This is a genomic window from Pantoea sp. RCC30.1 (assembly GCF_058148845.1).
This window is the reverse complement of the sequence record NZ_JBXUHX010000022.1, coordinates 20,121-43,091: the sequence shown is the minus strand read 5'-3', so window position 1 is coordinate 43,091 and position 22,971 is coordinate 20,121. Positions and strand designations below refer to the sequence as shown.

The 22,971-nt window shown below is 59.7% G+C and carries 17 protein-coding genes; 9 read left to right on the top strand and 8 right to left on the bottom strand.

From position 1 onward, the window contains the following. The first annotated feature begins 289 nt into the window (after positions 1–289). A complete protein-coding gene (chaB, locus tag AC2LB6_RS17790) occupies positions 290–520 on the top strand; it encodes a putative cation transport regulator ChaB (protein WP_490094491.1) in 231 nt (76 codons plus the stop codon). Between the two features lie 226 nt (positions 521–746). Then, positions 747–1,421, top strand: a complete 675-nt coding sequence (locus AC2LB6_RS17785) for a gamma-glutamylcyclotransferase (protein WP_490094514.1) — start codon at positions 747–749, stop codon at positions 1,419–1,421. 74 nt (positions 1,422–1,495) lie between these two features. Here the strand turns inward: AC2LB6_RS17785 and AC2LB6_RS17780 are convergent, their stop codons facing one another. The 8 genes from AC2LB6_RS17780 to AC2LB6_RS17745 form a co-directional block, all read right to left on the bottom strand. After that, entirely contained in the window at positions 1,496–2,932 is a 1,437-nt protein-coding gene (locus AC2LB6_RS17780; RefSeq protein WP_490094490.1) for a serine/threonine protein kinase, read from the bottom strand. A gap of 44 nt (positions 2,933–2,976) precedes the next feature. Then, complete coding sequence (locus AC2LB6_RS17775; protein WP_490094489.1) at positions 2,977–3,930, bottom strand: hypothetical protein; 954 nt, start codon at positions 3,928–3,930, stop codon at positions 2,977–2,979. A gap of 14 nt (positions 3,931–3,944) precedes the next feature. Continuing rightward, positions 3,945–4,721 carry a PP2C family protein-serine/threonine phosphatase gene (locus tag AC2LB6_RS17770; protein WP_490094488.1) on the bottom strand — a complete coding sequence of 259 codons (777 nt, stop codon included), beginning with the start codon at positions 4,719–4,721 and terminating at the stop codon, positions 3,945–3,947. Next, positions 4,718–5,854 (bottom strand): type VI secretion system-associated FHA domain protein TagH, encoded by a 1,137-nt coding sequence (gene tagH / locus AC2LB6_RS17765; protein ID WP_490094487.1) that lies wholly within the window; start codon positions 5,852–5,854, stop codon positions 4,718–4,720. Before tagH ends, AC2LB6_RS17770 begins: the two co-directional genes overlap by 4 nt. A gap of 36 nt (positions 5,855–5,890) precedes the next feature. Next, positions 5,891–6,589 carry a type VI secretion system-associated protein TagF gene (gene tagF / locus AC2LB6_RS17760; RefSeq protein ID WP_490094486.1) on the bottom strand — a complete coding sequence of 233 codons (699 nt, stop codon included), beginning with the start codon at positions 6,587–6,589 and terminating at the stop codon, positions 5,891–5,893. Positions 6,590–6,602: 13 nt separating this feature from the next. After that, positions 6,603–8,717 (bottom strand): type VI secretion system membrane subunit TssM, encoded by a 2,115-nt coding sequence (tssM, locus tag AC2LB6_RS17755; RefSeq protein ID WP_490094513.1) that lies wholly within the window; start codon positions 8,715–8,717, stop codon positions 6,603–6,605. Further along, entirely contained in the window at positions 8,717–9,934 is a 1,218-nt protein-coding gene (icmH, locus tag AC2LB6_RS17750; protein ID WP_490094485.1) for a type IVB secretion system protein IcmH/DotU, read from the bottom strand. The genes tssM and icmH overlap by 1 nt, the downstream gene beginning before the upstream one ends. Positions 9,935–10,019: 85 nt before the next feature. Further along, positions 10,020–10,511: an SH3 domain-containing protein gene (locus tag AC2LB6_RS17745; protein ID WP_490094484.1), complete on the bottom strand. Its 492-nt coding sequence runs from the start codon at positions 10,509–10,511 to the stop codon at positions 10,020–10,022. Between the two features lie 486 nt (positions 10,512–10,997). On the opposite strand from AC2LB6_RS17745, the gene AC2LB6_RS17740 reads away from it, so the two are divergent. The 7 genes from AC2LB6_RS17740 to cobA all read left to right on the top strand — a co-directional run bounded on the left by AC2LB6_RS17740 (position 10,998) and on the right by cobA (position 22,940). Further along, positions 10,998–12,212, top strand: a complete 1,215-nt coding sequence (locus AC2LB6_RS17740) for a nitrate- and nitrite sensing domain-containing protein (protein WP_490094483.1) — start codon at positions 10,998–11,000, stop codon at positions 12,210–12,212. Positions 12,213–12,474: 262 nt separating this feature from the next. Next, positions 12,475–13,725 (top strand): CmpA/NrtA family ABC transporter substrate-binding protein, encoded by a 1,251-nt coding sequence (locus AC2LB6_RS17735; protein ID WP_490094512.1) that lies wholly within the window; start codon positions 12,475–12,477, stop codon positions 13,723–13,725. An 11-nt stretch (positions 13,726–13,736) separates the two neighbouring features. Beyond that, positions 13,737–14,609, top strand: a complete 873-nt coding sequence (gene ntrB, locus AC2LB6_RS17730) for a nitrate ABC transporter permease (RefSeq protein WP_490094482.1) — start codon at positions 13,737–13,739, stop codon at positions 14,607–14,609. A 10-nt stretch (positions 14,610–14,619) separates the two neighbouring features. After that, complete coding sequence (locus AC2LB6_RS17725) at positions 14,620–15,411, top strand: ABC transporter ATP-binding protein (protein ID WP_490094481.1); 792 nt, start codon at positions 14,620–14,622, stop codon at positions 15,409–15,411. A gap of 10 nt (positions 15,412–15,421) precedes the next feature. After that, a complete protein-coding gene (nirB, locus tag AC2LB6_RS17720; protein WP_490094480.1) occupies positions 15,422–19,486 on the top strand; it encodes a nitrite reductase large subunit NirB in 4,065 nt (1,354 codons plus the stop codon). Further along, a complete protein-coding gene (locus AC2LB6_RS17715) occupies positions 19,483–22,101 on the top strand; it encodes a nitrate reductase (protein ID WP_490094479.1) in 2,619 nt (872 codons plus the stop codon). Before nirB ends, AC2LB6_RS17715 begins: the two co-directional genes overlap by 4 nt. Beyond that, positions 22,101–22,940, top strand: a complete 840-nt coding sequence (gene cobA / locus AC2LB6_RS17710; RefSeq protein ID WP_490094511.1) for a uroporphyrinogen-III C-methyltransferase — start codon at positions 22,101–22,103, stop codon at positions 22,938–22,940. The genes AC2LB6_RS17715 and cobA overlap by 1 nt, the downstream gene beginning before the upstream one ends. Positions 22,941–22,971: the final 31 nt, after the last annotated feature.

The following is a 22,971-nucleotide window of genomic DNA, read 5'->3' as shown; positions in this document are numbered from 1 at the left end:
TTATCTTTTCACCCGCCCGAACGGGAGAAATTTACTGGTTTTTACTTAAGTACAATAAATTGTTGAAGTGGGATTAACCTGAGGTTATCTAAAATATTGCAATATTAATCAGTGTACAACAATTCTGGCTTATCCATCTAACGGGTGATTATTCGCTATAAAAATCGCTATTCATTATAACTTGTGTAGCCTGAGCCACGTTTTTAATCTGAAGTGGCGATAAGTCTTTGTTTGTGTTTTCGCTGTGCTGCGCCAGGCTTAGTATGTGTCCATAAACTGAGGAGTAGTTATGCCTTACGCTAACCGAACCGACTTACCAGACAATGTTAAACACGTGTTGCCCGCGCATGCACAGGATATCTATCAGCAGGCATTTAACAGTGCGTGGGATCAGTATAAAAAGGCGGAAGATCGACGAGGCGATGAGTCGCAGGAAGAGGTGGCGCACAAAGTCGCCTGGTCAGCCGTGAAAAAAGAGTATGAAAAAGGCGATGATGATAAGTGGCATCCTAAAAAATAATGCCCTCTCTAGCCTGTTCGTGCCAAAGGGCCAGGATTATCTGGCCTTTTTTTTCGTCTTCGCTATCAGGTTTATCTGGTTTTTTTTAAGCTGCGACCGGAATCACGCTTGTAACCCCGCGCGGAAATAGATTAATGTCAATTTAATGAACGAAACGCAGCGCCGTTTTGGAGATCATGTTACAGGAGCCATTCTGCAGGACGCCGTTGACGTTGAGGAGGTCGCATTGCTTACCCGGGAATTTCTATTAAAAGCGGATTGTAAAACATCGTTCGGGGATATCGATGAGACGCTACTCTGGAGTTGTGAACAGCGCGCGGCCTCGCTGGCAGCCACCCTGGCCTGCCGTCCCGATCACAGCCCGGTATGGATCTTTGGTTACGGCTCGCTGATGTGGAACCCGATTTTTGAGGCGGATGAAGTGGCATCCGGTTCGCTGGAGGGCTGGCACCGCGCTTTCTGCCTGCGGCTGATTGCCGGACGTGGCACCGCCACGCATCCAGGCCGCATGCTGGCGCTGAAGCAGGGTGGCCGCACCACCGGACTGGCGTTTCGTCTGCCGGAAGAGCGCTTGCATGAAGAGCTGGCGCTGCTGTGGAAGCGTGAGATGATCACCGGCTGCTATCTGCCGACATGGTGTGAGTTACAGCTGGAGGATGGCCGCAGCGTGACTGCGCTGACCTTTATAATGGATCCGCGCCATCCGCTCTATGAATCAGACTCCTGCCCGGAGGCGATTGCGCCACTCATCGCCGCCGCCAGTGGCCCGCTGGGTTCGAATGCGCAATATCTGTTTGCGCTGGAAGAGGAACTGACCCGACGCGGCATGGAGGAGGAGAGTCTGAGCCGACTGGCGCATCAGGTACGGACGCTGCAGCAATCCTGCCTGAAGCACGCCTGAGGCGGGTCAACAGCTTAGAAGCAGCATAGAAAAGGGCGCGACATTGTCGCGCCCTTTTACGATCCTGGCCTTTGTTACCGGAACTCGTTACCCGGATTAATCAGCCAGGTGCCGGGCTTATCGATGGTCAGGGATTGGGAGTGCGTCTCACTGCCATTCTTAACGTCGATTTTATACTGTCCTGCCGCCAGATTCAGCGCGGCAAATCCGCTGCTGCCTGGTTTCACCTCGACCGGCTGTCCGTTCAGCACCACGCTCTCACCACTTTCCAGCTTCAGGTAGACTGTCGCCAGCGCGGCCGGAACGGCGGCGACTGACGGAGCCGCTGCGGGCGCATGCGTCACGGCTGAGCTGTTGCTTACCACCTCCGGTGTCGCACTGTGGCGATTAGTCAGCCATGCCGTGACGATCACCGCCAGGATAGCCACGGCCGCCAGGCCCAGCAGGCCAGGAGACAGTCTGCGCACGGTGCGCGGCGTCACCGGTTCAGCAGACGCGGCGGCATGGTTCATCGCCATCACAACCGGCGGAGCCGCCTCAACCCCCTCTTCGACAGGCAGAGCAGGTGGTTCGCCCGGCACCGGGAAGCTGTTCACTACGGCTTCCACATCACTGACTGGCAGATCGATCAGTGCCGCAAAGGCGTCAATCGTTTGCGGACGATCGCCGGGTTTCATGGCCAGCGCGCAGTCAATGGCGTGCAGCAGCGGCAGCGAGTAGCCTTCAGGCTGGCGTTCCACCAGCGGTTGATAATTATCTTCAATGCAGCGCACCACGCTCACCGGCGGCGGATTACCGGTAATCAGGCTATGCAGCACCGCGCCCAGGGCATAGATATCGGTCCACGGCCCCTGTTCAATTTCACCCTCTTCGCTGTATTGCTCAATTGGCGCAAAGCCAGGTTTAAGCATGATTTCGGTTTCGTCAGAGAGATTGCCAATCTCCTTACGCGCCGAGCCGAAATCGAGCAGCACCGGCAGCTGGTTTTCCTGAATCTGGATATTGTCGAGCGAGATATCGCGATGCAGATACCCAGCCTGATGAATGGTGCTGATCGCCCCCAGCAGTGGCGGAAGCAGACGGCGGATCCAGGCTTCACAGATCGACGCCGGGCTGGTGACCTGCCACTCTTTCAGCGTCATGCCGCTGTAGTAGAGCGTGCCCATATAGGCCGTGCCATTCTGTTCCCAGAAGCGCAGCACATGCAGCAGCCCCGGATGATTAAAGCGGGCCAGCAGACGCGCTTCCTGAATAAAGCTGTTCAGCCCGGCATTAAACAGCTTCTGGAAACGCTCACCGCGCAGCTCCAGCGTTAAATCGGCGGCACGGACAGCCAGCGACACCGGCATATACTCTTTTATGGCGATAGTACGTTCTAACTGGTGATCCCACGCGCGATAGACGATGCCGAAGCCGCCGCCCCCGATCACTTCCTTGATCTCAAACTCATTGAAACGGTAGCCGTCAGGCAGGGCATTCGGAATAGTTTTCGGATTATCATTTGCCGACATAGTGAACTCTCTGTACACGGCCTGCTCACCAGGCTGCGCGGTAATTAATTGATGTTACGCCAGGCACCAATGGCAGGATCAACCAGATCCGCGTGCAGGGTGTCGATGAGTAACACATTCACTTTTTGCTGTGGCATGAAATAGGGCGCCCAGTGGCTGCGCAACGTATCGACTCGCGATTTCACAGCGTCAGCATCCTGCTGCGCAGCATTCTTATCCATCTTTATCAACAGGGCACCATTGAAACGCCAGACATGTTGTCGGGCATCAAAGGGCAGCACCAGCCAGCTATCGGTAGCATCCGGGCGTGTCACAATCATGCGCTGATTGTTCGCGGCGATAACCTCCAGCTTGCTGTCCGGGATCGTCAGATTGGCGATGGGATAGCCCTGATAAAAGGTGACCGCCACCGGCGTTGAGTGATCCTGTATCGCCAGCGTCAGCTCACTTTTGCCTTCTGCCCAGCCATCCGGTGAGCACTGCTGCTTGCTGACGTCCGGGATAAACAGGGTCTGGGCATTTTCATCCCAGGCAGTGCGAAAATGGCAGCCACTTGGGAGATCAAAATGTTGCAGCGGCGTGCTGTTGGCGGGACGGGACAGGTCGAGCGGTGCGGCATTACTCGCACTGGCGCTGGCTGTGGCATCTGCCATCACAATAGGACGCCAGTTCTGCAACTTGCTGGCGCTACCGCTGGCCAGGACGCCCCCCTCTTTACTGGTCATCTGCCAGGGCAGCTCGTCCAGTAATCCGCACTGATTCGCGAGCAGGGTGCCGACGCGTGGTAAAAAGGTAGTCAGCACCGCCGAATCCTTACTTTTGCCGGAGACGATGCGCAGTGGCAGCGTCTCTTTACACCAGTCGTCAGGCGCTTTGCTCACCACATTATCGATATAGACCTCCAGCGCCAGGCTGGGCGAGTAGACCACCCGATAATTTTCAGCCTGGGCATTAAAGGCAATCAGCAGAGTGATGATGCCGGGCAACCACAGTTTCATAAGGATCCTTGGAATCAAAAACGAGGCGGCAGAAAGCGCGCCGAATCAGCCAGTGAATAGAGCAGTGTTGCCTCCTCCGGCTCACCAATCCAGACCGCCAGTGCGCTGAGATTATCTTTCTTCACGTTGCGGCTCACCGCCTGTTCCATCAGAGCCAGCCACTCTTCGCAGGCATTCACCATGCGCAGCGCCTGTTCCATTTCATCACTGGTCAGATTCAGCCAGAAGCCATCGGTGCAGACCAGAAAAGCATCGCCGTCTTCCAGCCCAATCTCCTGCGAAAAGCTCACCAGACGAGAGGGTTCAGCGCCGAGCGCATTATAGAGTAAATTACTGTTAATGCCGGTATTTTCATAGCCTGCATCTTTCAGTTGCTGGGCCAGACTGTGGTCCCGGGTGACCTCATGAAGCGCGCCACGGCGGAAGTGGTAAACCCGGCTGTCACCCGCGTGCGCCCACCATGCACGCTGTTTCTGACGGTCAATAAACAGGGCCGCCAGGGTAGTACTCATGCGTGAATATTTCGGATTATTACCCTGTGCCTCCTGCAGCGCCAGGCGGCACTGCTCAATCGCCTGGCGGGTCATTTCCGGCGTGAAGTCGTCGTGTGCCTGTATCTGGCTCAGCAGGGTGTCACGCACCAGTTGTGCCGCCATCTCGCCGCCGGGCAGACCGGCCACACCATCGCAGACCACAAAACAGGCTTTGTGCTCGTCCAGCTCCGCGCCGGTGCGATCCTGATTCTCATCACGTAGCCCCTGCTGGCAGCGGCTGGCAAAAACGATTTTCATGCTTCATCTACCCGCGTCTGAGAGTCCTTATACTGATTCACCTCCATGTCATACGCGTGCAGAAAGGCCTCGCCAAACAGCGTGTGGAAATCGTCTTCTATCTCTCCGGCGGTACGCTGGTAATTACGCATGAAGTAGTCCCACAGTGCCGCTTTCTTCGCGGTGGAAAAGGGCAGTTTTGACATCAGACCATCGGCGCGCGCCTGCTCTTCCAGCCGCTGTGGATTAAAGGATTGCAGCATCGCCGCAATAATGGCGCGAATACCGGCAATCATGCCCAACTGGTGGGCCTGCAGATCGACCAGCGCATCGCGAACCGCCTGTTCCGGCGGCATAAAACCGGGCATCTGGCTCTGGTACATCTGCATCAGCACGGTTTTGCCGGAGGGCAGGATCTTGAACGGGTTATTGGCCTCGTTCAGGATCATCGTCATGTCCGCTTTTACGCCACGCTTGAGAATGGATCGTGACGAGAGCAGCGCGACAGTGCCCTGGGAGAAGAGGCTCAGCATCCGGCCGGTAATGCGCATCTGCTCTTCGTCAACCGGCGTGGCGTGACCGTTGCTCAGCCCCATGCCGTCCAGCAGGGCGGCAATGAGCCTATCCTGATCCAATGGCTGTGACACCAGCGCCCGACGCGGCTCACTGGCCTGCGGATCAATCGCCAGCCGCGCATCGTTGTGGCGATCGTGGCGGGAAGGGGTGACCTCATTGACCAGCAGGCGGTCATCAATCTCATGATGTTCGTGAATGCCCAGCGGATTCGCCGGCTCGGCACTGTTGCCCGCAAACAGCGCGAGAGGATCGTTCTGCGCGTTCTGGCAGGCGGGGTCACGCACCTCCAGCGCATAGTTGCCGATGCGTAATGCATCGCCATGCTTCAGCAGCACCTGCATGCCGCGACCCAGGGAAATGCCGTTATGTTCTACCGGCGTCACGCTGCCCTGATTAGTCAGACGGCACTCTCCGTCATGAGACAGATGAACCAGCGCCTGCAGACGCGAAATGGCCCGTGTCTCATCCGGCAGCACCAGATCGTTATCCTGACTGCGGCCGATGGTGCCGCCAGGCGATTGAAACGCGACGCTTTTGACCGGAACATCCGTAGTGCTTTGCACAATGGTAAATTGCATGAGTTATCCCAGATTAAACGGCAAACGCATCCGGCCTCACTCGAACATCGGAGGATAGAGGCCATTACGTCCCGGCTGTGAACCTGCCGCCGGGTTAAACAGTAACGAAAACAGTTGGGCGGAGAGATTGCCGCTGTGCTTGTGAGTCGCATGGACAAACCCATCGCTGCGGTTACTCCACCAGTAGCTCATATGCTGCTGCGGATCGAAACGTTCTGCCACTTCACGCCAGCTCAGCGTACAAGGCAAATCCTGAAAGCCGAGCACATCCATAATTTCAGAGGGCTTGCGGGCGGGCACCAGCAGCGGCGGCAATGCCTGAATCTGCTGCTCTAACTGCTCACCGTTCAGCGGGGTCTGAACCGCCTGTAACAGCGTTGCGCCCAGATCCTGAAACCAGTCGCCGGAAATAGTCAGCTGGGCCGGATGCCACTGCGCCAGCGGAAAGCTGTGCAGTGCCAGCAGCGGCCAGGCGCGTCCGACGCGATCGCAGGAGGGCAGTAAACAGCCCATTTGTATTTGTGGCCGGGTCGCCGTTACCGGCAGGACAAAATTCCACACCGGCGCGTGAAGAAAATTCGCGCTGAAGGACCAGGCCTGCTGATGCCAGTGCATCAATCCCTGCTGGAACCAGTGATTCCACGGGCTAATCTGTTGCTCGCTCAGCCGATGGTGCAGAAAGTCACCGGTCGACGGCAGCTTGCCATACCAGCCGGGGGCCGTGTAAGCAGCCATGTTCACCTCACCATTACTCGCTATGCGAGTTTGACCGCGGGGCCGGGTGCAGAGGCGTTACCGCCAGCACAGAACCCGCCTCACCCGCAATTTTCAGATTATCCGCCAGCTTGCGCATCATCAGTGCATTATCCCGTGCATAAGGCGACGACTGAATCTGCTGGTCCAGCAGCTGGCTTAGATGCCAGTCGAGCTGCTGCAGATCGCGGGCACTAACCGTATCCGGCAGAGAACGCTGTAAATTTTGCAGCAGCCAGGCCCGTAAAAATTCGCCGTCATAATTACGCGGTTGATAGAGCATCTGATAGGCGCGCAGCGCATTGCGGCTGTAGGCGTTATCATCCCCCGGATCGTTGCGCAGGATGTTAGTGATCTGCTGCGCTACGCGCGGCAGCAACAAAGACTTAAGCGCATTTTGATAAAGCACCCAGGCGGCGTCGCTGACCTGACTGCCGCGATATAAGCCAGCCCGCATAGTAAGCGGCGGATTATCGAGAGAAAAACGTTCCGACAGCGGCAGCTTCACCAGGTTATTCAGAAAGGGTAGCAGATCAAAAATATTATCAGCAGGCTGATGAATCACCTGCTGACTCTGCTCACGAATCGCGGGTACCCGCGAGGCAACCTGTTGCAGATAATGTTGATTCTGGTAGTAACTCAGGCCCCACAGGCTGGAGGCGATCAGCAGCGCACCGGCCAGCACGCCGTAGCCAATCCAGTGGAACAGCTGATTACGGTACTCCCAGCGACGATTACTGCCCGCCAGACCGCTCTCTTTGAAGATCAGATCGCTGAGCAGGTCACGGATAAAGAAGCTCTGGCCCTTGTTGCCGGGAATCGGACTGTTGCGGTTAACGCTGTCCCAGGCCGCAATCGAGTGATCGCCCGCCTGTCGCAGCTGCAGCTTGCGGCTCAGTTCACCCATCACCCGATCAAACGGCAGGCCTTCCTGAGTACCGCTGGTGAAGAACAGGCCGCGCGGGCTCCAGGCGACCGCATCCTGATGGTCAGAAAAGACGATATCCAGATATTCATTCAGCAGCGGACGCAGCGAGGCGAACTCCTGCGGGAAGAGGAAACATTCCGCACGCTGGTTCAGGTCGCGCTCCAGGGTCATCTGCTCGGCCAGGTCCTGCTGGAGATTCTCTTCCAGCCGCTGAAATTGCTGGCCAAAATGGCGATGCCAGTCATCTTTGTGCGGCTTACCCAGATCCCAGTTAAACGTGAAGCCCCAGATGGCGTCACGCCGCGCTTTATCCATGGAGCCGAAGTAGCTCATAAAGCCTTTCAGCAGATCGGTTTTGGTCACCATCACGTAGACCGGGAAGTGAATGCCGGTCTGCTGATGCAGTTCCGCCATGCGCTCACGCAGCGCGCTGGCCTGGGCGAAACGCGCCTCGGCTGAATCACTCAGCAGATCGGCAACGCTGATCGTCATAATCACGCCGTTGATCGGCTGGCGGGTGCGATAGCGTTTCAGCAGGTTAATAAAGCTGTGCCACTCCGCGGCATCGCGCACGCGCTGGCTCTCCTGCAGCGCATAGCGTCCGGCGGTATCGATTAGCACCGCGCTGTCAGTGAACCACCAGTCGCAGTTGCGGGTGCCACCGACGCCACGAATCGCCTGTTTTCCCAGCGTATCGGTCAGCGGAAACTCAAGGCCCGCATTAAACAGCGCGGTAGTTTTACCGGCACCGGGCGCACCCATCACCAGATACCAGGGCAGCTGATAGAGATAATTTGCGTTAAAGCGCGAGAGCAGGCTGCCACTGTGACGTCGGCCAAACTGGGTGCGTTTCAGCTGCATTGCAGCTTCACTGAAGCGCTGGTTTAGCCGTTCTTCTGTCATCTGACGTTCCGCCGAATCCTCGTGGCCCGCCAGTTCGAGCTGGGTCAGCAGGCGGCTGTTAAACCAGGCACGATAAAGCGACGGGATCAGCTGGAACAGGATCCAGAGAAAAAAGAGGGCGCTCACGGTGAGCTGACGAGGCAGAACCGGTTCCAGCGGGCGTGACTCGCCCCATGACCAGAACGGGCCCAGCATCCAGACCAGACAGCTCAATGCCGTGACGCCGATAAAACTCCACAGCAGGCGGTGCGTTAGCAGCAGGCGAAGGGAGGCGCGCATCATTGTGCTCCTTGGTGATTACTGAGCGTTTCAGGCGCGGCAAACAGGGTGATTTCAACGCGGCGGTTGCGGGTCCGGTTTTCGCTGCTGTCGTTGGGCAGCAGCGGATCGCTGTCGCCACGGCCTTCAGAGCGAACCGTATGACCGTCATTCAGCTGAACCTGTAACAGCTGAGTGATCGCACGGGCGCGGGCAAAGGAAAATTCATAGCTGGAGGCAAAGCGGCTGTTATCCACCGGATGATCGTCGGTAAACACCGAGACCAGAATGGTGCCTTTAACATCTTTCATGGCGGTTGAGACGCGGGCCAGCAGCGCACGGCCCACCGGATTGATCACCGTGCCTTGCTCGGCAAACAGTTTGTCCGCCGGAATGATCACTTTACTGCCAAAGGCACCATCGCTGACTTCAAGTTGTCCGGCGGCGATGACATCATTCAGGCGCTGACGCAGATCGAGCAGCGCCTGCGGGGAAGAGGGACGGCGGCCCGCGGTAATCTGCGGCAGCGGCGTCTGATAGATGGTACGCAGCAGCGGTTCGGCAGCATTGCCGAGCCGCCAGTTCAGGCCGCTGTAGATCAGGCAGCCGATCAGGGCGACCAGCATGGCACAGGCCCAGAGCGGCACCATCGGACGGGCGAGGGTGCTCACCAGCGGATGCACTTCAACCAGTGGCGGTTGTGGGATCTGACGCTGAGCGCGCGTTTCGTCAATCAGGGTTTTCAGGCGTTTACGGATACCGTCGCACTGGACGCGACCATTTTCACTGCCACGATAGCGGCCCTCAAAGCCCAGCAGCAGGCAGTACTGCACCACTTCCAGCAGCCAGAGGTGCTGTTGCGGGCTTTGGGAAATGCGCGACAGCAGCTGAAAGAATTTTTCGCCGCCCCAGCTTTCATTGTGGAAAGTCACCAGCATGCCGTTGCCAGACCAGACGCCACGCGTGCCCCAGGGGGTCTGCGCCGCCGCTTCATCCAGCACGCTGCAGATGCAGTAACGCGCGCCAATAATCATCTCAAACGGCAGCCCTGACTGTTTACAGCGTTGTTCAAACTGACGGATTTCATCGATCAGAGACTGGCGCAGACCCGCAGGATCGTCGTGAGTGGCTGCCTGACGAATTTGCACCACCGCGTTCAGCAGTGGCGCCGCAGCCTGAAGTAATAGATTCTCATTGCCTGAGGGGGTCGCCTCACGCGCAGGGGATTCCACAGTCATTAATTAGTGATCTTCCAGCCAATGGCCAATCCCTGTACCCGCAGCCCGGGACGGTGCTGCGGGCAATATGCGCCGGATTTCATATTCAGTCTAAGATCCAGGTCGCGGTATCGTTAGTCCGACAGGCTTTGCTGGCGCCGCCGACGGCTACGCAGACCTGTTTGCTTTTGCGGGGACGGGGACGATCGCTCTGCACCGTGGCATCGTAACGATCGCTCGCCACACCGGCTTTAAGCGGCACATAACCGATCAGCGGGCCGTCAGCCTGGTCAGCAATCGCCAGCCAGCTGTGTTCCACATTACCTAATACTTCAAACGGTTTACCCGTTTCGAGATAGCGAACCACTTTGCCGCCGTAATCCGGCGAGGTCATGACGGAGGCACCATAGAGCGCGCGCCAGGTCTGATTGACCGGCTCAAATTCCGTCGGTGCCGCGACAGCGTGTCGATGGACCAGTTTGACGCCGTTAATTTCGCTGGTGACCAGCGTATCGTCAGTGACGGGCGGCGGCGGGGCCTTACAGCCTGCCAGGGTAAGAACCGCCAGCAGTGTTAACGCAAGACTCTTTTTCACCATGTTCCTCGTGATCTCATCAAAGTATCTGCATGTTGCCGGGCCCGATGCCAGGAGGCGCTATTCATCGCGCCGCATCGTGCCGAAATTCTGTTTTTCAAAAAAAGGTCAGTTTACATCAGGATAGTAACGTATTCAGTCTACCTAAGACTTTTGAGAATTCAAACCATTGCACCCACTGCCGATGCGTGATAGCAGGCGCTTTACAGGCGGGTTTCGGTATCCGAAAAGCGCCAGCTGATGCGATAGTTAAAGCGAACTGAATTATCACAGCGACAAACTGATTGAGAACAGTGCCGCGCATTCTGACATGCAATTAATCCGATTGGAAACTGTTAAGATTTACTAATGGCTTGTTGTCGAAAAATTTTATCGGTTTGCGTTAAGAATATTATCAAAATCAGAATTTACGCCCTGTTCTGATCCACGTTTTACCGAAAGCGGCACGCCTTTTGCTACTGAAAGCTTTTAACCGGACAGAGGTGAGCAATGAGTGATGCCCTGACATGGCTGCAGGCATCGCGTGACAGCGATATTGCCAGTCTGCAACGGCTGCTTGAGACCGGCGAGCTGATCGCGGCCATTAGTGAACTTGTTCATCGACTGCAGCGGGAACGTGGCGCAAACAACCTGTGGATCTGCTCGGACGGCGCGCTATTTTGCGCCGAACGTCTCGCCCGCCAGCAGGAGGTCAGCGACGGCCTGCAGCACTTTTATCGGGCGCTGCCGCCCGCCGTGGCGCAGCCCGGCTACAGCCGCTTCTGCAACCTGATTGCTGCCGCCCTGCAGGCGCTGGACGGACTGCCCGCGCTGCGTCAGCAAATCAGCCAGCGTGAGCAGGATCAGGCTGCGGCGATGGCCGCCTTTAATCAGATCATTCGTACCTTACTCAATCTGGTGTTTGAGGCGGCTGACACCGCCAGCTATCCCGGAATTTCCCGGGCGCTTATCGCCCTGTTCAGCTTTATGCAGGGCAAAGAGCTGGCGGGACAGGAGCGGGCCATCGGCTCCGCTGGCTTTGCGGCGGGGCAGTTTACGTCAGACCAGCGCAGCCAGATGGTGTCCCTGATCGCGGCCCAGGAGAACAGCTTTACCACCTTCCGGGAGTTTGCCGACAGCGCTGCCTGTGATTGCTGGCAACCGCTGGCTCAGCCCGGTCGGGACATCGAACGTCTGCGGCGCATCGCCTGCACTGGCGGCCAGTATGACGAGACCGGCGCGCTGTACTGGTTTTCCCTGCTCTCTGAGCGCCTGGACCAGATGAAAACGCTGGAGGATGCCCTGACGGCCACGCTGATGCAGCGCTGCCGTGAGGCGATTGATCAGGCGCAGCAGCAGGCCGCACTCCCGGTCCTGCAGGGCGACAGCAACTTCTCACTCTACGTCTCCGGGGCTGACTGGCTGCCCGGTGCGGCTGCGCTCAACAGTGACGGCCTGGCCCCGAAGCTCGGCCGCTCGGTACTGTCGCTGATTGGTGAGCAGTCGCAGCGTCTGCAACAGCAGGCGGATGAGCTGGCGTCGATGCGCGCCTCACTGGACGAACGACGGGTGATCGATCAGGCCAAACACTGGCTGATGCAGCAGCAGGGCTTCACCGAAGAGGCCGCATGGCAGGCGCTGCGCAAAAGTGCGATGAATCAGAACAAGCGGGTACTGGAAATCGCGCAGGCGGTGCTGGCGGTGGCGAAGACCCTGAACAACTAACCCGGATGAGGTAGCTGCACAGCCGTTGTGCGTGATCTGCGTCAGAAACGTGCAAAAACGGCTAACTTTTCACCAGTGCATTGCTGCAAGTTGGCATTCACGCGGGTTTGGCGATCTGGCACATCCTTTGCTTTGACCTTACAGAGAGTACGCATTGCTCCCGCCAATGGCGGTGGGGTCAGTGCTTTGGATAAAGGCGTCCATCCGCAGGCTTCGGCTTGTCGGAGGACGCCTTTTTTTATTTCTGTTCAGGGGCAACATGATGAGCAAAACGCCATTTTCACTGACACGACGTCAGGCGCTGATCTCCGGTGCTGCGCTGGGTGCGGCCTGGATCATTCCGGGATTACGAAATGCAGTCTGGGCGGCAGGCTCTGATGCGCCAGAAAAGGCGCAGGTGCGGGTGGGTTTTATTCCGCTTACCGACTGCGCGCCGGTGGTCATGGCGTCGGTAAAAGGCTTCGATAAGAAACATGGCCTGACACTCCAGGTCAGCAAAGAGGCGAGCTGGGCAGCGGTGCGTGACAAGCTGACCTCCGGTGAACTGGATGCGGCGCATGTGCTCTACGGCATGATCTACGCGCTGCAGCTTGGCGTGGCGGGACCGCAGCACGACATGGCGAACCTGATGACGCTCAATCACAACGGCCAGGCCATCACCCTGTCGAACCAGCTGAAAGCCAGTGGCGTCACCGATGCGGCCAGCCTGAAAAAAGCCGTTGATAGCCGCCCTAAAGGCAGCCTGACTTTTGCTCATACCTTTCCCACCAGTACGCACGCCATGTGGCTCTACTACTGGCTGGCCAATGCCGGTATTCATCCGTTTAACGACGTGCGCACCGTGGTTGTGCCGCCGCCGCAGATGGTGATGAACATGAAGATTGGCAATATGAGCGGCTACTGCGTCGGTGAGCCGTGGAACCAGCGTGCCATCAGCGACAACATCGGCTTTACCGCCGCCACCAGTCAGCAGATTTGGCCGGAGCATCCGGAAAAAGTGCTCGGCACCCGCGCGCAGTGGGTGAAAGAAAATCCCAACACAGCCCGCGCGCTGACCGCCGCCGTGCTGGAGGCCGCGCGCTGGATCGACGCCTCAGACGATAACCGTCGTGAAACCGCGCAGGTGTTAGCCGGGCGCGCCTGGATCAACACCAGAGTGGAGACGCTTCAGGGGCGAATGCTCGGTCAGTATCAGAACGGGCTGGGGCAGTCATGGCAGGACGCGCATCCGATGCGCTTCTTCGACAACGGCAACGTCAGTTTTCCGTGGCTCTCAGATGGCATGTGGTTCCTGACGCAGATGAAACGCTGGGGGCTGCTCGTCAGCGATCCCGATTACCTCGCCGTGGCCCGCCAGATCAACCGCATTGATATCTATAAACAGGCCGCCAGCGCAGTCGGGCAGATTGCACTGCCCGCCAGTGAGACGCGCAGCAGCACCCTGATCGACGGCAAAGTCTGGGATGGCAGCAATCCTGCCGCCTACGCCGCCAGTTTCGCTATCAAACGTTAAGAGAGGTTGTAATGAAAACTGACGCGCGCGCTCTGGCTCAGCCGGTGCAAACCCCCGGCAGTGCCACCGTTATTCCGTTACAGGTCACCCCCAAAGCTGCCGCTCGTCCGGCACGGCTGCGTCCGTTTTTACAGCGCTGCATTCCGGCGGCGGGCGGGCTGCTGCTGATGTTGCTGGTGTGGCAGATCGCCGCTTTGTCCGAGCCCTCGTTTCCTTCGCCTTACGCGACCTGGCAGGCCGCGCAGGTTCTGTTCGCTGACCCGTTCTACAGCAATGGCCCCAACGATCAGGGCATCGGCTGGAATGTGCTGGCTTCGCTGCAGCGCGTCGCCATCGGCTTCGGCCTCGCCGCGCTGGTGGGCATTCCAGCCGGTTTTCTGCTGGGACGTTTCACCTTTATGGCGCGGATGTTCAATCCGATTATCGCCCTGCTGCGTCCGGTCAGCCCGCTGGCCTGGCTGCCGATTGGACTGCTGCTGTTTCAGCGCGCCGAGCCGGCCGCCAGCTGGACCATTTTCATCTGTTCCATCTGGCCGATGATCATCAACACCGCCGAAGGGGTGCAGCGCATTCCGCAGGATTATCTCAACGTCGCGCGGGTGTTACAGCTCTCCGAATGGACGGTGATGCGCCGGATTCTGCTGCCCGCCGTGCTGCCTGCAGTGCTCACTGGGGTTCGTCTCTCTATCGGCATCGCGTGGCTGGTGATTGTCGCCGCCGAAATGCTGACCGGCGGGCTGGGGATCGGCTTCTGGATCTGGAATGAGTGGAACAACCTCAACGTGGCAAACATTCTGATCGCCATTCTGATTATCGGCGTGGTCGGGCTGCTGCTGGAGCAGGGTCTGATGCTGCTGGGGCGTCGTTTCAGCTGGGAAAAATAAGGAGAACATCATGGAGCAACACATTATTCGCGTTCAGCAGGTGAGCCAGCGTTTCAACACTGCCAGCGGCGAGTTCCTGGCACTGGACAACGTCAGCTTTGATATTCACGAAGGGGAAACCCTGAGCCTGATTGGTCACTCGGGCTGCGGCAAATCGACGCTACTGAACCTGATTGCCGGCTTAACCCGTCCCAGCAGCGGCGTGCTGCTGTGTGATAACCGCGAAATCACCGGACCCGGCCCGGAGCGCGCGGTGGTGTTTCAGAACCATTCGCTGCTGCCGTGGCTGACGGCGTTTCAGAACGTCGAACTGGCGGTGCAGCAGGTATTTAAAGGGCGCTTCAGCAAAGCGGAGATGCATGACTGGATCGAGCACAACCTTAATCGGGTGCAGATGAGCCACGCCATGCACAAGCGGCCTGGCGAAATCTCCGGCGGCATGAAGCAGCGCGTCGGCATTGCGCGGGCGCTGGCGATGAAGCCACGCGTGCTGCTGCTCGATGAGCCGTTTGGTGCGCTGGATGCGTTAACCCGTGCCCATCTGCAGGACAGCGTAATGCGCATTCAGCAGGAGCTGAACACCACCATCGTCCTAATCACCCATGACGTGGATGAAGCGGTGCTGCTGTCCGACCGGGTGCTGATGATGACCAACGGCCCGGCGGCGCAGGTCGGCGAAATCCTCACTGTCGATCTGCCACGTCCGCGCTCGCGGGTGGCGCTGGCGGATGAGCCCCGCTACCACCAGCTGCGCCAGAAAGTGCTGCATTTTCTCTATGAAAAACAGACTACGGCGGCATAAGGAGCAGACCATGAGGCAACGGTTGCTGGTGATAGGCAATGGCATGGCGGGAATGCAGATGGTGGAGAGCCTGCTGCAACATGCGCCGCAACATTACGCCATCACGGTCATTGGCCGCGAGCCGCACGGCAACTACAACCGCGTGCTGCTGTCGCCGGTGCTGGCCGGTGAAAAGTCCTTTGTTGACACACTGATCCACGATCGCGACTGGTATCAGCGGCACGGCGTCACACTGCTGACCGGTGAAACTGTGCTGCAGATCGATCTGGCCGCGCGCACGGTGCAGACCGATCAGCGTCAGCTCGGCTGGGATCGGCTGGTGTTCGCCACCGGTTCACAGCCTCGTCTGCCGGCGATTCCCGGCATCGACGCGGAGTGTGTGATGGTTTTTCGCAGCATCGCTGACGTCCGGCGACTGCTGGCGGGCAGGGGACCGGTGGTGATACTGGGCGGCGGCTTTCTCGGCATTGAAGCGGCGGCGGCACTCCGCGCCCGTGGCCGTGAGGTCACGCTGGTGCATCACAAATCCTGGCTGCTGGATCGCCAGCTGGATGCAAAAGCGGGCGAGCTATTACTGACGGCATTAGCGCAGCGCGGCATCCGCTGCGAACTGAACAGTGGACTTGTAGCGATTGACGAGGCGGGCGTGACGCTGACCAGCGGCCGCCACTGTGCCGCCACCCAGGTGGTGATCGCCATCGGCGTTAAGCCCGAGGTGACGCTGGCGCAGGCGGCGGGTCTGCCGTGTCAGCGCGGCATTCTGGTGGATGGTCAGCTGCGCAGCGCCATTCCAGGGGTTTACGCCGTGGGTGAGTGCTGCGAAATCGCAGGCGAAACCTTTGGCCTGGTCGCGCCCTGTCTGACGCAGGCACAGATTCTGGCGGCGCAACTGGGCGGATCGCCGCTGCCGGATTTTGTCAGCCAGCCACTGGCGACGCGGCTTAAGGTCAGCGGCATTTCGCTGTTCAGCGCCGGTGACGTCAGCGAGGCGCCCTCCATCAGCAGTTTTGATCCGATCTCCGGCGACTATCGCCGCCTTTTTCTCCGTGAGGGCCGCCTCTGTGGCGTGCTGCTCTCTGGCGACACCCGGCAGGGCGCAGCGTGGCTGGAACGCCTGCAGCGCGCCGAACCTGTCACGCTCGATGCCCTGTTCGATCACGATCAACCTGAACCGCAGCCACAGGCTGCAGAGAGTCCTGAGATGAGTAAACCGGTTTTAGCCGTGATTGGTCACGGCATGGTCAGTCACCACTTTCTTGAACAGCTGGTTACCCGTGAACTGCATCAGCACTATCACATCGTGGTTTACGGCGAGGAGCGCCAGCAGGCTTACGATCGGGTGCATCTGTCGGACTATTTCAACGGCAAAACGGCCGACGATCTGTCCCTGGTCGGCGCAGACTTCTTTGCCCTGCACGGTATCGAACTGCGCAGCGGTTGTACGGTAGTGGCGATCGACCGCCAGCAGCGCAGCCTGCGTGACAGCGCGGGCAATGAACTGGCGTGGGATAAGCTGGTGCTGGCGACCGGCTCACGCGCTTTTGTGCCGCCGGTGCCGGGCCACGACGGCGAACGCTGCTTTGTCTATCGCACGCTGGATGACCTTGATGCCATTGCCGCCTGCGCCCGCCATAGCCAGCGCGGCATTGTGATTGGCGGCGGCCTGCTGGGTCTGGAGGCGGCGAATGCGCTGCGGCAGCTCGGGCTCGAAACGCACGTGGTGGAGTTCGCGCCGCGCCTGATGGCGGTGCAGCTCGATGAGGGCGGTGCGCTGATGCTGCGTCAGAAGATCGATGCGCTGGGCGTCACGGTTCACATCTCGAAACAGACCGAAATGATTGAGCATCAGCCCGATGGCAGCGTGGTGCTGCGCTTTGCCGACGGCAGCAGTTTACCTGGCGATCTGGTGCTGTTCTCCGCCGGTATCCGGCCGCGCGATGAGCTGGCGCGTGAGGCGGGCCTGACGCTGGGACCCCGCGGCGGCATTGAGATTAATGATCGTTGCCAGACCAGCGATGACGACGTGTTTGCCATTGGGGAATGCGCGCTGTGGAACGGCCAGATCTTTGGCCTTGTCGCGCCGGGTTATCAGATGGCGCGGGTGCTGGCTGGCTATCTGGCGGCCGAACCTGCCGCCTTCAGCGGCGCGGACATGAGCACCAAACTGAAACTGTTGGGCGTGGAGGTGGCCTCGTTTGGTGACGCGCATGGCCGTACACCGGGCAGCCAGCACTATCACTGGACCGACGGGCCAAAAGGTATCTACAAGAAAATCGTGGTCTCTGCCGAGGGCAAACGGCTGCTGGGCGGCGTGCTGGTCGGCGACAGCAGTGACTACGCCACGCTGCTGCAGATGATGCTCAACGATCTGCCGCTGCCCACCGCACCAGAAAGCCTGATTCTGCCTGCGCTCGCTGGTGCGCCGAAAGCGCCAGGCGTCGCGGCGTTGCCGGACAGCGCCCAGGTCTGCTCCTGTCACAACGTCAGCAAAGGCGATATCTGCGCGGCGGTGAAAGGCGGATGCGGTGAGATGAGCAGCATTAAGCGCTGCACCAAAGCGGCTACCGGCTGCGGCGGCTGCGCGGCGCTGGTGAAGCAGGTGATGGAGTTTCAGCTGGAAAATCTCGGCGTTGAGGTGAAAAAAGATCTCTGCGACCATTTCAGCTATTCACGCCAGGAGCTTTATCACCTGGTGCGGGCCGGTGAGTTCAGGACTTTTGATGCGCTGCTGGCAGCGCACGGACGGGGGCAGGGTTGTGAGATCTGCAAGCCGCTGGTGGCGTCGCTGCTCGCCTCCTGCTGGAATGACTATCTGATGAAACCGGCGCATCTGCCGCTGCAGGACACCAACGACCGCTACTTCGCCAACATCCAGAAAGATGGCACCTATTCGGTCGTGCCGCGCGTCCCGGCGGGCGAAATTACGCCGCAGGGGCTGATTGCCATTGGCGAGGTGGCGGCGCGTTACGATCTCTACACCAAAATCACCGGCGGTCAGCGTATCGACCTGTTTGGCGCGCGGCTCGATCAGCTGCCCGATATCTGGCAGACGCTGCTCGCAGCCGGTTTTGAAACCGGTCACGCCTACGGCAAGTCGCTGCGCACAGTGAAATCCTGTGTCGGTTCAACCTGGTGCCGCTACGGCGTGCAGGATTCGACCGCCTTCGCCATTGCGCTGGAGAATCGCTACAAGGGGCTGCGCGCGCCGCATAAGATCAAGATGGCCGTTTCGGGCTGTACCCGCGAGTGTGCGGAAGCGCAGAGCAAAGATATCGGCGTGATCGCCACCGAAAAGGGCTGGAATCTCTACGTCTGCGGCAATGGCGGTATGAAACCGCGTCACGCTGACCTGTTCGCCAGCGATCTCGATGACGCTACGCTGCTGCGTTATGTCGATCGCCTGCTGATGTTCTATATCCGCACCGCCGATCGCCTGCAGCGTACCAGCGTCTGGATGGACAATCTGGAAGGCGGTCTGGATTACCTGCGGCAGGTCGTGATTGAGGATAGCCTCGGGCTGGGCGCGACGCTGGAGCAGGAGATGCAGCGGGTGGTCGACGCGTACCAGTGTGAGTGGCAGACCACGCTGGCGGACCCGTCGCGCCGGGCGCTGTTTACGCCGACGGTCAACAGCGACCAGCCTGATGAATCGCTGCACTATAGCCGCGTTCGCGGTCAGCGCCAGCCTGAAGTCGTGCCCGTGCGTCCGCTGCTGCAGCTGCCTGCCGAGCCATGGAGTGCTATCTGCACGCTGGAGGCGATTCCTCCAGAGGCGGGGATCGGCGCACGACTTGGCAGTGAGCGTGTCGCACTGTTCCGCTTTGGTGATGCGCTCTTTGCGCTGGAAGATCGCGAACCTGGCAGTGACGCCAGCGTGCTGTCGCGCGGGATCCTGGGCGATGTCGGCGGCGAGCCGGTGGTGATCTCTCCGCTCTACAAGCAGCGGATACGGCTGCGTGACGGGCAGAGTCTGGATAATCCGCAGCATCAGCTGCGCTGCTGGCCGGTGAAGCTGGAAGCGGGGCAGATCTGGCTGGCAAACCGTCCGCTTAATCAGCTGGCACAGGCATCATGAATAGCACCTGTCCCTATTGCGGCGTCGGCTGTGGCGTCTGCGTCACGCCGCAGGGACCTCATCAGGCAATCGTAGTCGGCGATCCACAGCATCCTGCCAATGCAGGCCGGTTGTGCGTTAAGGGTGCGGCGCTGGGTGAGACGCTGACCCCGCAGGGGCGTCTGCTGACCGCCGAAGTTAACGGTCAGCAGGTCAGCCTCGACACGGCACTGGATGCGGCAGCGGCGGGATTGCGTGCGGTGATCGATCAATATGGTCCGCAGGCGGTGGCGTTTTATGGCTCCGGCCAGTTGCTGACCGAGGATTACTACGTCGCCAATAAGCTGATGAAGGGCTATATCGGCGTTGCCAATATCGATACCAATTCGCGTCTCTGCATGGCGTCAGCAGTGGTTGGCTATAAGCGGGCACTGGGGGCTGACGCGGTACCCTGTTGTTATGAGGATCTGGAGCAGACCGATCTGGTGTTGCTGGTGGGCTCTAACGCCGCCTGGGCGCATCCGGTGGTCTGGCAGCGGCTGATGCAGGCGAAGCTGCAACGACCGGCGATGCGCATTGTGGTGATGGATCCGCGCCGCACGGCGAGCTGTGATCAGGCCGATCTGCATCTGCCACTGTGTCCCGGCAGCGATGCGGCGTTGTTTTCCGGTCTGCTGCACTGGCTGGCGCAGCACGATGGCCTTGATAGCAGCATGCTGCCGCACCTGAATGGCGTGACTGAGGCGCTGGCCGCCGCCGCGCAGTGGGATGTGGCGCGGGTGGCAGCGTCCTGTGATTTAACGGTGCAGCAGGTGACACACTTTTTCCAGCTGGTCAGCCAGCACGATCGGGTGCTGACGCTCTGGTGCATGGGAATTAATCAGTCCGCCACCGGCAGTGACAATAACCAGGCGATTCTTAATCTGCATCTGTTGACAGGCAAAATAGGCCGTGCGGGCTGCGGGCCTTTTTCGCTGACCGGACAGCCGAATGCGATGGGCGGACGCGAGGTGGGTGGTCTGGCGAATCAGCTGGCGGCGCACATGGGTTTTACAGCAGCGGATTGCGATCGGGTGCAGCGTTTCTGGCGCAGCCCGTCGATTGCCCGCCAGCCCGGTTTGACCGCGCTGGATCTCTTCAGGGCGATTGCGGAAGGCGAGGTGAAAGCGGTGTGGATTATGGGCACCAATCCGGCGGTGTCGATGCCGGAGGGCAATCGCGTGGCGCAGGCGCTGGCGGCCTGCCCGCTGGTGATTGTGTCAGACGTGATGGCGCAGACCGATACCAGCGCCTTTGCCGATATTCTGCTGCCCGCCCAGGGATGGGGCGAGAAGAATGGCACCGTGACGAATTCAGAGCGGCGTATTTCGCGTCAGCGCGCCTTTACCGCCGCCCCCGGAGATGCCCGGCCTGACTGGTGGCTGCTGGCGCAGGTGGCGCAGCGATTAGGGTTCCGTGAGGGGTTCAGCTGGCAGCATCCGTCGGAGATTTTCCGCGAGCACGCGGCGCTGTCGGGTTTTGAGAACCAGGGCCAGCGGGCGTTTGATATCAGCGGGCTGGCGCAGTTAAACCAGTCGGAATGGGACGCACTGCGTCCGGTTCAGTGGCCGGTGAACAGTGATTTCCCGCAGGGCTGTGCCCGGTTGTTTGGCGATCGCCGCTTTTTCCACGAGGACGGCAAGGCCCGGCTGCTTGTCCCGGCTACGCCCGTGTTAACTCCGCATGATGCGGCCTATCCGCTGGTGATGAATAGCGGCCGCGTGCGCGATCAGTGGCATACCATGACGCGCACCGGGCTGGTGCCGCGTCTGATGCAACATTGCGATGAGCCGTTTGTGGCGCTGCATCCTGCTGACGCCGCACGGTATGGCGTGACGGCAGGCGGTCTGGCGCGGGTACAGTCGGTGCAGGGCTGGATCAGCGTCCGGGTGCGGGCGGATTCCGGGATGCGGCGCGGCGAGCTGTTTGTGCCGATGCACTGGAACCGCCAGTTCAGTCAGCAGAGTCACGTCGATATGCTGGTCGCCGCCCAGGCCTGTCCGTTTTCGGGGCAGCCCGCGTTGAAGCAGACGCCGGTGCGGATTCTGCCGCTGGCGGTGAGCTGGCAGGGCTGGCTGTGGCAGCGTGAGATTGCACAGTTGACGGGATTGCGTTACTGGTCACGTGCACCTTATCCGGCGGTGCAGCGTTATGCGGTAGCGGGCGAGGGATCGCCGCAGGCGTGGCTGGCAGAGCAGGTTGACTTGTCAGGGTGTGAAGTGCAGGTCGCCATCGGCAGCGGCCGTGATTACCGGTTGCTTGCATGGCGCGACGGTGAGTTGCAGCTGGCGTTTTATGCCGGCAGCACGTTGCCGTCGCTGGATAGCGCGTTTGTCGCGGCGGCGTTTGCGGATGCGCCGCAGGAGGCTGCCGGGCGGCACAGCGTACTGGCGGGTCAGGCGATGCAGCGCAGCGCGGCGGGCCGGATTATCTGTAGTTGTATGTCGGTGGGCGAGCAGACGATTTTGCAGGCGATGGCGCAGGGGTGTCGCAGCACTCAGGCGCTGGGCGAGAAACTGAAGTGCGGCACGCAGTGCGGCTCCTGTATTCCGGAGCTGAAGCAGTTGTTGCTATCCGATGTGGTTGTGGAGGAATGATGACGCGAGCAATTGATTCTCTGGATAAGTTACTGGCCCCGGTCGGTGTGGCTAAGCCGCAGGGTGTGGTGTGGCTGGTGGGTGCAGGCCCTGGCGATGTGGAGTTGCTGACGGTGAAGGCGTTGCGGTTGCTGCAGCGGGCTGAGGTGGTGGTGTATGACCGGCTGGTGAGTGAAGCCGTGATGGCGGAGGTACCAGAGAGTGCGTTATGCATTGATATGGGTAAGCAGCCGGGGCAGCACGGGTTGAAGCAGGCGCAGATTAATCAGTTGCTGGTGGATCTGGCGCGCAGCGGGCGCGATGTGATCCGCCTGAAGGGCGGCGATCCGTTTATTTTTGGTCGCGGTGGTGAGGAGATGGTGAGTTTGCAGGAGGCCGGGATTCGCTGTGAGGTGGTGCCAGGGATTACGGCGGCGGTGGGCTGTGCGGCGGCCAGCGGGATTCCGTTGACGCATCGGGATTGTGCGCAGTCGTTGCGTTTGATTACCGGGCATGGACGGAGTGGCGAGCCGCAGCTGGATGCAGCCGCGTTGTCGGCGGTCAATCAGACGCTGGTGTTTTATATGGGGTTGAGCTGGAGTGCGTCGATCAGTGCGCAGTTGCAGGCGCAGGGGCGCGATCCGGAGACGCCGGTGGCGATTATTGAGAAGGGGACCCGGCCGGACCAGCGGGTGCTGATTACCACACTGGGTGAGCTGGCTGAGACGGTAGCGCGGGATCAGCCGGTTTCGCCGTCGCTGCTGGTGGTGGGTGAGGTGGTGCGGTTTTATCGGGCGGATTTGCAGGTGCGGGGTGGGGAGCCGATGAGCCGGTGCGTCGTGCAGGAAAAGCCTGCCTGATCGCAAAGGGATCCCGCATCCCTGCGGATTG